The organism is Ferribacterium limneticum (genome assembly GCF_020510565.1).
GTDB lineage: Bacteria > Pseudomonadota > Gammaproteobacteria > Burkholderiales > Rhodocyclaceae > Azonexus > Azonexus limneticus_B.
Window position 1 is genome coordinate 793,794 of sequence record NZ_CP075189.1, and the last position, 11,689, is coordinate 805,482.

Annotated in this window: 10 protein-coding genes; all 10 read left to right on the plus strand. The window is 55.6% G+C overall.

Annotation, left to right across the window (positions count from 1 at the left end):
- The first annotated feature begins 1 nt into the window (after position 1).
- The 10 genes from KI610_RS03845 (at position 2) to KI610_RS03890 (ending at position 11,519) form a co-directional block, all read left to right on the plus strand.
- Positions 2–3,226: a Cache 3/Cache 2 fusion domain-containing protein gene (locus KI610_RS03845; RefSeq protein ID WP_226497365.1), complete on the plus strand. Its 3,225-nt coding sequence runs from the start codon at positions 2–4 to the stop codon at positions 3,224–3,226.
- A gap of 2 nt (positions 3,227–3,228) precedes the next feature.
- A complete protein-coding gene (locus KI610_RS03850) occupies positions 3,229–4,131 on the plus strand; it encodes a CheR family methyltransferase (RefSeq protein ID WP_226497366.1) in 903 nt (300 codons plus the stop codon).
- 12 nt (positions 4,132–4,143) lie between these two features.
- A complete protein-coding gene (gene cheD, locus KI610_RS03855) occupies positions 4,144–4,749 on the plus strand; it encodes a chemoreceptor glutamine deamidase CheD (protein ID WP_226497367.1) in 606 nt (201 codons plus the stop codon).
- 53 nt (positions 4,750–4,802) lie between these two features.
- Positions 4,803–5,843, plus strand: a complete 1,041-nt coding sequence (locus KI610_RS03860; RefSeq protein ID WP_226497368.1) for a protein-glutamate methylesterase/protein-glutamine glutaminase — start codon at positions 4,803–4,805, stop codon at positions 5,841–5,843.
- Positions 5,844–5,920: 77 nt separating this feature from the next.
- Complete coding sequence (locus KI610_RS03865; protein WP_226497369.1) at positions 5,921–6,226, plus strand: STAS domain-containing protein; 306 nt, start codon at positions 5,921–5,923, stop codon at positions 6,224–6,226.
- A gap of 157 nt (positions 6,227–6,383) precedes the next feature.
- The gene (locus KI610_RS03870) at positions 6,384–7,352 is read left to right on the plus strand and encodes a chemotaxis protein (RefSeq protein WP_226497370.1); all 969 of its coding nucleotides are present in this window, start codon (positions 6,384–6,386) and stop codon (positions 7,350–7,352) included.
- Between the two features lie 19 nt (positions 7,353–7,371).
- Positions 7,372–8,307: a chemotaxis protein gene (locus KI610_RS03875; RefSeq protein ID WP_226403959.1), complete on the plus strand. Its 936-nt coding sequence runs from the start codon at positions 7,372–7,374 to the stop codon at positions 8,305–8,307.
- Between the two features lie 24 nt (positions 8,308–8,331).
- The gene (cheY, locus tag KI610_RS03880; RefSeq protein ID WP_226403960.1) at positions 8,332–8,727 is read left to right on the plus strand and encodes a chemotaxis response regulator CheY; all 396 of its coding nucleotides are present in this window, start codon (positions 8,332–8,334) and stop codon (positions 8,725–8,727) included.
- A 9-nt stretch (positions 8,728–8,736) separates the two neighbouring features.
- A complete protein-coding gene (gene cheZ / locus KI610_RS03885; RefSeq protein WP_226497371.1) occupies positions 8,737–9,600 on the plus strand; it encodes a protein phosphatase CheZ in 864 nt (287 codons plus the stop codon).
- Positions 9,601–9,611: 11 nt separating this feature from the next.
- The gene (locus KI610_RS03890) at positions 9,612–11,519 is read left to right on the plus strand and encodes a chemotaxis protein CheA (protein WP_226497372.1); all 1,908 of its coding nucleotides are present in this window, start codon (positions 9,612–9,614) and stop codon (positions 11,517–11,519) included.
- Positions 11,520–11,689 lie beyond the last annotated feature (170 nt).

An 11,689-nucleotide genomic window follows, 5' to 3' on the forward strand; every position in this document is an offset into this window, starting at 1 on the left:
GATGCGAAACAACCAGCCTGTGACCGATGTGGAACTTGAGCTTGATGAGCTCACCCTTATTGCCTCGAAGACTGACCTCAAGGGACAGATTACCTATGTCAACAAAGCATTCATCGACATCAGTGGATTTTCTGAATCCGAGCTGATTGGACAGCCACACAATATTCTCCGTCATCCGGACATGCCGTCCGAGGCCTTTGCCGATCTTTGGCGGGATATCAAGGATGGCCGTCCGTGGACCGGAGTTGTCAAGAATCGCTGCAAGAATGGGGACTATTACTGGGTTCTCGCCAACGTAACGCCGTTGCGTGAAAACGGTGCCGTGGTTGGTTTTCTATCCGTACGCCGGAAGGCGAGTGCACAGCAGATTTCAGCTGCTCAGGCGGTGTACGCCGAGATTCGTGAGAAACGTGCGGGGGGCAAGGAGATTCGCCACGGCAATGTGGTTAGTGGTGGGCCGGTAGGCGTCCTGCGTCGCTGGATATCCAATGCATCGTCCTCCAAAAAAATCGTGCTGGGGATGTTGCTGGGGTTCGGCATCATTCTTGGTGGCGCGACCACGTTGCTCGGGAATCATTTGGCGACCCTGCTTGATGCTCAGGGGCGCGAAAGTCTGAGAAATAATGTGGGTCTGATCAAGGCCATGGTTGAGACGAACCTCGTGGCTCTGCGCAAAGAGGCCATTCAATTGAACCGTGGCTTTGCCATGTCGTTTCAGGATGAGATCGTTCTTGAGGGGACTGACGAGCTGGCAGTGTTGCGGCTGGCGAGAGGGGATGTCCTCAATGGAAAATTCGACATAGTTGATCGTTTCACTGAAAAAACAGGTGCGGTCTCAACCATCTTCATTCGCAAGGGTGATGACTTTACCCGGATATCAACCTCGGTCAAAAAAGAGAATGGCGAGCGTGCCGTTGGTACAAATCTGGCCAAGGATCATCCAGCACTGGCTGAGCTATTAGCCGGGAAGCACTATGTCGGACGCGCCAACCTTTTTGGCAAAGCTTTCTACACGAGCTATACGCCAATCCTTGCAAAGAACGGCACGGTGATCGGAGCGACGTTTATCGGGCTCGATATCTCGACAGAGCTGGAGGTGCTCAAGAAGCAGATTCGCTCGCTGAAGGTCGGGGAAACCGGTTACTACTATGTGCTTGATGCCAGCCCGGGCAAGGATCTGGGCAATCTCGTCGTCCACCCGGCCAAAGAGGGGGGCAATGTTCTCGGCGCCAAGGATGCAAGTGGCCGTGAGTTCATTCGCGAAATGCTGGAACGTGGCAGCGGTGATATCAGCTATCCATGGCTCAATACGGAACTGGGTGATACGGTTACCCGGGAAAAAATTGTCGTATTCGATAGCTTGCCCGATGCCAAGTGGCTGATTGCCGGTGGCACGTATCTGGAGGAGTTCCACGCCCTGTCCAGCCAGGTGACACGCTTCGTCATGGTGGGGGGGCTAATTCTGGCGTTGCTGCTTGCGGTCTTCCTTTATCTTTTGATATCAAAGCTGATCGTCCGGCCGCTCCAGCAAAAAGTCCTGCCGGTATTTAACGATCTGGCGGAGGGGCGATACGATACCCCATTGGATGTCGGGGCAAACGATGAGGTCGGCCAGGTTCTGCAGGGCCTGCAGTCAATGCAGATTCAACAGGGATTCAATGTTGCCGAGGCACAGCGAATCGCCAATGACAATCTTCGTATTCGCATTGCGCTGGATTGCGTTTCGGCCAATCTGCGGATTGCCGATGACGATGGCACGGTAATCTACGCCAACAAGGGCTTGCTGACGACCTTGCGCCAGATCGAGCCTGGTCTGCGTGAGCAGCAGCCGGGTTTTACGGTTGACGGGTTTGTCGGGAGCAATATCGGGGCGTTTTATCAGGATCCGGAGGCAGCCCTCAAGAGCTTGCGTGAACTGCAGGGTACGCGCCAGAGCGAGCTCGGTATCGGTCGTCGGATCTATAACATCATTACCAACCCGATCGTTAACGAGCGGGGTCAGCGCCTTGGCACAGTGGGCGAATGGGTTGATCGCACCGCAGAACTGAATGCGCAGCGCTCGGTAGCGGCGCTCGTCTCACAGGCTTCGGCCGGGGATCTCGAGGCCCGCCTGGACACCTCGACGCTGGAAGGGTTCTACAAGGAACTAGGAACAGGCATCAACAGCCTGGTTGAAACCAGCGGGGCGGCAATTGGCGAGATTGCCAATCTTTTGTCCCGCGTGGCCGATGGCGACCTGACCCAGACGCTCACCAGTTCATACCAAGGGACCTTTGGCCGCTTGCGTGATGATGCCAACCAGACAGTGACCAAGCTACGTAATCTGGTCGGCGAGATTCAACAGTCGGCCCAAACGATCAATACGGCCGCCAAGGAAATAGCATCGGGCAACCAGGATCTGTCGGGGCGGACGGAGCAGCAGGCGAGCAGTCTCGAAGAGACGGCTTCGAGCATGGAGCAGCTGACCAGTACGGTGAAGCAGAATGCCGACAACGCACGTCAGGCCAACGAGTTGGCCGGTGCGGCACAAAAGGTTGCCGACAAGGGGGGCGAGGTCGTCGGCCAGGTCGTCCACACGATGAGCGCAATCCATCAGTCGAGCAGCAAGATCGCCGACATCATCGGGGTGATCGACGGCATTGCCTTCCAGACCAATATCCTAGCCCTCAACGCGGCCGTCGAGGCAGCGCGTGCGGGTGAACAGGGGCGTGGTTTTGCCGTGGTGGCCACCGAGGTGCGCAATCTGGCCCAGCGCAGCGCCGCTGCAGCGAAGGAAATCAAGGGGCTGATCTCTGATTCGGTTGAAAAGGTCGAAACGGGTAACAAACTGGTCGATCAGGCGGGACGGACGATGGAGGAGGTCGTGGCGAGCATCAAGCGCGTGGCCAAGATCATGGGTGATATCTCCGATGCCAGTAGTGAGCAAAGCGCGGGTATCGAGCAGGTCAGTTTGGCGGTAAGCCAGATGGATGAGGTGACGCAGCAGAATGCGGCGCTCGTCGAACAGGCTGCGGCGGCTGCGGAGAGCCTGGAAGAGCAGGCGCATCAACTGGCGATGACCGTCTCGGTTTTTCGAATTGCCGAGAACAAGGAGCCTTCCCGTCTGACGTCGCCACAGCGCCGTATCCAGCATGCAGCTGCCTCAACAACCAATAGCGAGCGGCCTCGCGCCCCAAAGGCGCCGGCGCAACAGGTCAGTCTCGACGATGAGTGGGAGGAGTTCTAGTCATGGTTGATTTTCGCAATCCTGTACCACCTGCGTCGACGCTTCGATCGTCCTTGTCGGCCGGCCTGCCAGCGCGTGACGGCAGCGCGCGGGAATTCACGTTTTCAACGACCGATTTTGAACGGGTCCGCAAACTGATTTATCAGCACGCTGGCATTTCGTTGTCGCCGGTCAAGCAGGACATGGTGTATTCGCGCCTGGCGCGACGTCTGCGTGCTACGGGCATGCCGTCTTTTGCCGCCTATCTCGACGGCCTGGAGCGTAATGGCGGCGACGAGTGGGAGCGCTTCGTCAATTCGCTGACGACCAACCTGACCTCGTTTTTCCGCGAACCGCATCACTTTCCGATATTTGCCGACCATCTGCGCAAGCTCGGCACCAAACGGCCGGTCCGGGTGTGGTGTTCGGCCGCGTCGACGGGCGAAGAACCGTACTCGATTGCGATAACTGTGGCGGAAACCTTTGGCGCCAATGTTTCGCACATTTCTATCGTGGCCTCTGATCTCGATACCAATGTGCTGGCGACGGCCGAGAAAGGGGTTTATCCAATCGAACGGGTTGAAAAACTCTCGCCTGAACGCTTGCGTCAATTCTTTTTGCGCGGCACCGGCAGCCAGGAGGGTTTTGTCTCGGTTCGTCCCGAACTGAAGCGGATGGTGTCGTTTCAGCGGATCAATCTGCTGGATGCCAATTATTCGGTCAAGGGGCCGCTTGACGTCATCTTCTGCCGAAATGTCATGATCTATTTCGACAAGCCGACGCAGTACAAGATTCTGTCGCGCTTCGCCCCGATAATGCAGCCCGATGGCCTGATGTTTGCCGGCCATTCGGAGAGCTTCCTGCATGCTGCCGATCTTTTCAAGTCACAGGGCAAGACGGTCTATGCCCTGGCAAATGCCCGATAGGGAAGGGGCTTGGTGCAACATTCCTACGACGAGCAACTAGCCAGCAATCGATATTTCGATCGAAAGTTCGGCCTTGAGGCCGCCAAGATATTGCCGGGCGAGTACTTTGTTTCCAGCACGGAGGCATTGCTGGTGACGGTGCTCGGCTCCTGTGTCGCTGCTTGTATTCGAGATCCGGATTTGGGCATTGGCGGGATGAATCACTTCATGTTGCCAGATGATGGCGGCAGGAGCCCGCTCGGCATGTCAGCCCGCTATGGCACCTATGCCATGGAGGTGTTGATCAATCATCTGCTCAAGCTCGGGGCTCGACGCAACCGTCTCGAGGCCAAGGTGTTTGGCGGTGGAGCCGTCCTGGCCAGTCTGGCGAGCAGCAATGTCGGCGCCAAGAATGCGGAATTCGTACTGGATTTCCTGACAACGGAAAAGATTCCCGTTGTCGCCAAGGACTTGCTGGATTCATATCCGCGGAAAGTCTATTATTTTCCGCATTCAGGGCGCGTTCTGGTCAAGAAGCTGCACCGGGTTCATAACGAGACCTTGTTCAGCCGCGAAAACGATTACAAGGTACGCCTGAGCGGCTCCACCATCGAAGGCGATGTCGAATTGTTCGTTTGATACGGTCAACCGGAAAAAAGCGCCAATTTTGAAATCCATCTCAATAGATACTCATGAAAATTAGAGTCCTGGTCGTTGATGATTCGGCCTTAATGCGTGGTCTGTTGAGCCAGTTGATCGGCATGGCGTCCGATATGGAGGTGGTGGGGGCGGCTCCCGATGCCCAAACTGCTCGTGAAATGATCAAGGCGCTCAATCCGGATGTCGTGACCCTCGATGTCCAGATGCCGAAAATGGGTGGGCTTGAATTTCTCGAGCGACTGATGCGCTTGCGGCCGATGCCGGTCGTCATGGTTTCCTCGTTTACCGAGGCTGGCTCCGACACCACGTTGAAAGCCCTTGAGCTGGGCGCAATTGATTTTATAGGCAAGCCACGGGCCGATAGTGGCAGGAGCTTGGAAAGCTATGCAGAAGATCTGGTCGAAAAAATCCGCGCAGCCAAGGGCGCGCGTTTGCGAGGCGCAATGAGTTCGGCCGCCGCTGTGCCGTCGTTGCCGACACCGACCAGACCTGGCTTGGCTGCGAGTGGAAAGATCATATTTGTCGGCGCCTCGACCGGTGGCACCGAAGCAATCAAGGAATTTCTCCTCGGCATACCCGCTGATTGTCCGCCCATTCTCATTGTCCAGCACATGCCCGAAGCCTTCACGGCCTCCTTCGCCCGTCGCCTCGACTCCCTCTGCGCGCCACGCATCATCGAGGCGCAAGGCAATGAAAAGGTCGAGCCGGGCACCGTCTACGTTGCACCGGGGCATTCCCATTTGCTGATTCGCCGGGGTAATTCCGGTTTCCTCACCGAGTTGGCCGCAAGCCCCCCCGTCAACCGCCATCGCCCTTCGGTCGATGTCCTGTTTGATTCAGCTGCAGCCTTGGTCGGACGCAAGGCGGTTGGCGTTATTCTGACCGGCATGGGCAAGGATGGCGCTCAAGGTTTGTTGCGCCTGCGCCAGGCCGGGGCGAGAACCTTCGGCCAGGATGAGACAAGTTGCGTTGTCTACGGAATGCCGCGCGAAGCCTTTCTGATCGGCGCGGTAGAAGAGCAGTGTGCACTCGATGACATGGCACGACGGGTGATCGGTGCGATTTGCGTGTAATAGGCCAGTCGGGCTTGTTGCCTATGGTCAAAGGATTAAACTAGGATTCGACAGACTTTTTTGGGATAGGAAAACAAATGCAGGCAAGTATTCTCAATGATTCCGGCAAGGTGACTATCAAGTTGGTTGGGCGTTTTGATTTCAATACCCACCGTGAATTTCGTGCTGCCTATGAGCCCCTCGTAACCGATTCTACCGTTCGAGCGGTCGCTGTTGATTTTGCCGGGGTCGATTATCTGGATAGCTCGGCATTGGGTATGTTGTTGATGTTGCGCGATAAATTGGGCGGAGCCAACAAGGAAGTGGCACTCACAGGCGTTCGGGGTAACGTAAAACAGGTGCTAGATATTGCTAATTTTGGTAAATTGTTTCAAATTTCCTAAATGCTCGGTGTTGTTCGCCGTGAATGAAATATGGGGTGGGCACCCACATGGTGCTGATAGCAGGTTCGTCGCTGGCTGGCGACGGAGCGAGAAGTGAGTGTTAGTAAGCTTCTAGCTACCGAGGGCAGCCGGCTACGCAACATGCGAGAGGATGACAATGTCTGAGTTATTGAAAAATATCGATGCGCGAACAAAATTGGCGGGCACCAACAAGCTCGAGATACTTTTGTTCTTTCTCGGCGTCGATCAGCGGACGGGCCGTCGTGAAACCTATGGCATCAATGTCTTCAAGGTGCGTGAGGTCATGCGTACCCCGGTGATTACCGCTGCGCCCGATATGCCCGCCTCTGTTGAAGGCATGGTCAGTCTGCGTGGGGCGCTGGTGCCCGTGATCGATCTTGCCAAGTATTCAGGGATATCTCCCGAAACGCCTCGCGAAATTATGATCGTGACTGAATATAACGGCCACACGCAGGGTTTCCTGGTCGAAGGCGTCGATACCATCCTTCGCCTGGATTGGAGCAAGATGCGTGTTCCCCCGGAAATGCTGACCTCGCAGACCGGCGGGTTGGTGACGGCTGTCACGGAACTGGAGGACAACCGTCTGGTGATGATGATGGATGTCGAGAAGGTGCTGTCCGAAACCTCCAGTATCGACAATGAGATCATGTTCCGCGGTGTTGTTGCGGTCGACAAACCGGATTGCACGGTTTTTTATTGCGATGACTCCAGCGTTGCCCGCAGGCAGATTGAACGTACGCTTTCGGCCATGGGGGTCAAGGGCATCTCGGCGGTCAATGGTCGCCAGATGTGGGAAGAGATGGAGAAGGTCGCCACCTATGCGCAGTCGATCGGAAAGCCGGCTTCGTCGATGATCAGCCTGATCCTGACTGACATTGAAATGCCTGAAATGGATGGTTATATCCTGACCAAGAAAATCAAGTCGGATCCTCGATTCAACGGGATTCCCGTGATCATGCATTCGTCGCTGTCCGGGATGTCCAACCAAAAGCTGGGGGCATCGGTCGGCGTGGACGAGTATGTGCCAAAATTTGAACCCTTGCGCCTGTCTGAAACATTGGCACGACGGCTGGGCGTCGATACCACGCCAGTTCGTGTGGCCTGAGAGATAGCGGGAGCTGACGATGGAACTCGTTGAGAACAAAAACCTGCTTGATAGTGTCGATGCCCGGACACGACTGGCTGGTTCCAACAAGATGGAAATTCTGCTTTTCTCGCTTGGAACGCGCGAGATTTTCGGTATCAATGTCTTCAAGGTTCGAGAGGTTGGCCGGACCCCGCACATTACCAAGACCCCCAATATGCCGCGTGGTGTCGAAGGGCTGATTTCCTTGCGCGGGAATGTCATCCCTGTCCTTTCTCTAGCCCCGTTCATGCAACTGGATGCGCCAGCCGGGCTGGGCAAGACAATGATGGTGGCCGAGTATTCAAAGCGAACCCTCGGCTTTTTGGTACATGACGTTGATCGGATCATCCGCGTCGACTGGGAGCGGGTGAAGGCGCCTGAAAGCGTCCTGGCGACAAATCAAGGGCTGATCACCGCCGTCATCGAACTGGAAAGCGGCGGGCTGGTTTCCATTCTTGACGTCGAACAGATTCTTGCCAATGCCTTCGGTGAGGCAATGATTGTCGACATTAGCCCGGCCAGGGTTGATCCGGATACGAGCGTATTCTTTGTCGATGACTCGATCGTGGCGCGGCGCAAGATCGCCGAAGTGCTCGACAAGCTTGGTGTGCGTCACAAACATGCCACCAATGGCATGGAGGCATGGACGCGCCTGCAGGGTATTGCTGCTCACGCCGTGCAGATGGGGCAAAACATTCGCCAGGATATTCGCCTGATTCTGGTCGACGCCGAGATGCCCGAAATGGACGGCTATGTATTGACCAAGAACATCAAGTCCGACCCCCGTTTTGAAGGCGTACCGGTGGTCATGCACTCGTCGCTCTCCTCCGAGGCCAATCGGGCCATGGGGAAGTCGGTCGGCGTCGATGCCTATGTCGCGAAGTTTGATGCCGAGGCGCTTGCTGATACCTTGCGTCCTCTGATTGAACGATAACAAACCAAGTTTCTGGAGTACTGCATGGCAGCTGATCCCAAAATGAAATTTCTGGTGGTGGATGATTTTTCCACCATGCGTCGAATTGTCCGAAATCTCTTGAAAGAGCTGGGTTTCACGAATGTCGATGAAGCCGAGGACGGCGCTATAGCATTGCAGAAACTGCAGGGCGGCGGTTTTGAGTTTGTCGTCACCGACTGGAACATGCCGAATATGGATGGCCTTACCTTGCTCCAGTCGATTCGTGCGACGCCGAATCTGAAACATCTGCCGGTATTGATGATCACTGCTGAAGCTAAGAAAGAAAACATTATTGCTGCGGCTCAGTCGGGGGCTAGCGGCTACATCGTCAAGCCTTTTACTGCGGGAACCCTTTCGGAAAAGCTGAACAAGATTTTCGAAAAAATGGGTCAGGCGTAAGGGGGAAATATGTCTGCCAATAACGACTCAGATGATCTTGAAGCCCTCTTTGACTCAATTGCAGCGAGCAGTGCACCAGTACCGGAGCAACCCAAGCTGGTGCCTGCAGCTCCACCGGCTTCTCTAGCCTCGTCTGATGCTGATAGCGATGATTTGCAGGCCTTGTTCGATAGTGTTGCCGCGGAGGTTGAGGTTGCGAAGGTCGTTCCCGGGTCATCCGCTGATGCCGGCAAACAAGCGGAGAGTTCCGGAGATGGATGGTCTCAACAGGAGGCTGTCTTCAATCGAATCGGGCATATGGCACGTGCGCTGCACGATACCCTGGGGCAGCTCGGTTACGACAAGTTGATCGAGAAGACCGTATCGGCGCTTCCTGATGCCAAGGATCGCCTCGCATACGTGGCCAACCTGACAGAACAAGCTGCCTGCCGCGTCCTTAACGCGACTGATATAGCCAATCCGCTCATCGACGAGATGGAAAACGGCGCCCTTGTGTTGGGTAGGCGCTGGGATAAGGTTTTTGCCAATGAAATGGGGCCTGCCGAATTCAAGCTGCTGGCGGCGGATACGCGCGCATTCCTGAATGAGCAGCTCCCGCAGAAAACCCGCGAAACGCATGCCCAGTTGACTGAAATCATGATGGCTCAGGATTTCCAGGATTTGACCGGGCAGGTTATCAAGAAAATTGTTGGTCTTGCCCATGAGCTTGAGTCGGGACTGATGACCGTCCTTATTGAGGTCTTGCCGGAAACCAAGCGCACTGAAGAAGTGGCCAGTCTGATGAATGGCCCGGTAATCAACGCCGAAGGGCGTACCGATGTTGTGGTTAACCAAGAGCAGGTCGATGACCTGCTGGACAGCCTCGGTTTCTGAGGAGGACAAAAATGAGCGACTTTGGCGGAATGGAAGATCTGCTGCAGGATTTCCTGCAGGAGGCGAATGATCTGTTGTCGGATGTCGACAACAAACTCGTTGATCTCGAAAAGATGCCCGATGATCGTGCGCTACTGAACGATATTTTTCGCGGGTTTCACACCGTCAAGGGGGGAGCTGGCTTTCTCAATGCCACTGAGTTGGTGACGCTTTGTCATCTGACAGAAAATCTATTCGATCGACTGCGCAATGGTGAGCTTGAGCTGACTGCCGAGTTGATGGATGTCATCATGGACGCCACCAAGGGGGTCCGTGAAATGTTCGGCGAATTGGGGCAAATGGTTCAGCCGCAGCCCGCTGATCCGGCGGTGATCGCTGCGCTTAAGGGGGTTTTGAGTATTGGCGTAGCCGGTGTTGCCCATGTTGCCGTGGCGCCACCTCCGGCCGCCGATGTTGCGCAGGTGCCACCTTCAGCGCCTGGTGAGCCGGACTGGAATTCCTTGCATGCGGCGGTAACCAGTGAGGCTTCTGTTGCACCGACTCAAAGCGAAGTGATTACCAAAGCCGAGACGGCGATTGCTGAGTCGGTTGTTACGCCAACAGCGGTTGTGGCTCAGTCGGCTGCTGCAGCATCGCCATTTGGCCGGCGGGGAACGGACAAGCCCGGTGGTCAGCCGACTTCTGCGCGGCGGGCTGAAGAGCGTGGCCGTGAAAATACGATTCGCGTCGATACATCGCGGCTGGATCAGGTCTTGAATTTGTCGGGCGAAATTGGTTTGACCAAGAACCGACTGACCAGTTTGCGGGCCGATATTCTCGCCGGGAAGAATGACTCGGAAACGCTGCATGCGCTCGATCAGGCGGTAAGCCAACTCGATCTGCTGGTGTCGGATTTGCAGAATTCGGTAATGAAGACGCGGATGCAGCCGATTGGCCGGCTGTTCCAAAAGTATCCGCGGATTGCCCGCGATCTCGCCCGGCAACTGGGTAAGGACGTCGAACTGGTCCTCGCCGGAGAGGAGACCGAAGTCGACAAGACCATGATCGAGGATCTTGCCGATCCGCTGATTCACCTGATCCGCAATGCGGTGGATCACGGTGTCGAAATGCCCGAGGAGCGCCAGGCCGCAGGGAAGCCACCAAAGAGCCTGGTACGCCTGGAGGCGCGGCAGGAGGGCGATCATATTGTCCTGATCATTGCTGATGACGGCAAGGGGATGAATGCGGAGCGTATTCGTGCCAAGGCTACCGAAAAGGGACTGATTTCCGAGGAAGAGGCCAACACGCTTGATGAGCGCCAGAGCCTCAACCTGATTTTCATGCCGGGCTTTTCGACCAAAACCCAAATTTCCGATGTGTCGGGGCGGGGGGTTGGTATGGATGTGGTCAAGACCAACATCCAGAAGCTGAACGGCTCGATCGAGATCCGCTCAGAGCCGGGCAAAGGATCTGTTTTCATAATTTCATTGCCGCTAACCCTGGCGATCTTGCCTGTGCTACTGGTATTGCTGGGCGATCAGCCGTTTGCGTTGCCGCTGTCGCTCGTTCGTGAAATATTGCCAATCGAGCAAAGCCGGATTCAGGAGGTGGGTGGCAAGGAAACCTTGGTCGTCCGGGGCGAAGTTCTGCCGGTGATTACGCTGGCTCGCCTGCTTGGCTGGCCGCTTGAGCGATATCCGGAGTACGGGGTGTTCATGCAGACTGCAGAGCGCAGCTTCATTCTGGCGGTCGATAGTTTTGCGGGGCGCGACGATGCGGTGATCAAATCACTGGAAGATTTTCGTCCAAAGGGTGTGGCCGGGGTTACGACCCTGTCTAACGGTCAGATTGTTTTGATTCTGGACATGAAGGAGTTGTTGTCTGATCTCGGTCAGCATCCCGATTTCGGTTCTGCGGTACGGGCGCTCGACTTCGCCTGATTCCTGTTTCCAGTCAACGAGTTGAGAGGGGGCTTTGCCCCTCTTTTCTTTTGGAGGTTTACTCTGTTGTCATGGGCTTGCGAATGGCATCTGAGAAACAGAATAAATAAACACACGTACCTATATAATTTTTCTCGTTTTTTCCTATAATAGCCATAACGTAAACCAAA

Excerpts from the sequence above, each read along its gene's own strand:
- KI610_RS03845 (WP_226497365.1), top strand. The coding sequence starts at position 2 with ATGCGAAACAACCAGCCTGTGACCGATGTGGAACTTGAGCTTGATGAG.
- KI610_RS03850 (WP_226497366.1), top strand. The coding sequence starts at position 3,229 with ATGGTTGATTTTCGCAATCCTGTACCACCTGCGTCGACGCTTCGATCG.
- KI610_RS03860 (WP_226497368.1), top strand. The coding sequence starts at position 4,803 with ATGAAAATTAGAGTCCTGGTCGTTGATGATTCGGCCTTAATGCGTGGT.
- KI610_RS03865 (WP_226497369.1), top strand. The coding sequence starts at position 5,921 with ATGCAGGCAAGTATTCTCAATGATTCCGGCAAGGTGACTATCAAGTTG.
- KI610_RS03870 (WP_226497370.1), top strand. The coding sequence starts at position 6,384 with ATGTCTGAGTTATTGAAAAATATCGATGCGCGAACAAAATTGGCGGGC.
- KI610_RS03875 (WP_226403959.1), top strand. The coding sequence starts at position 7,372 with ATGGAACTCGTTGAGAACAAAAACCTGCTTGATAGTGTCGATGCCCGG.
- cheY (WP_226403960.1), top strand. The coding sequence starts at position 8,332 with ATGGCAGCTGATCCCAAAATGAAATTTCTGGTGGTGGATGATTTTTCC.
- cheZ (WP_226497371.1), top strand. The coding sequence starts at position 8,737 with ATGTCTGCCAATAACGACTCAGATGATCTTGAAGCCCTCTTTGACTCA.
- KI610_RS03890 (WP_226497372.1), top strand. The coding sequence starts at position 9,612 with ATGAGCGACTTTGGCGGAATGGAAGATCTGCTGCAGGATTTCCTGCAG.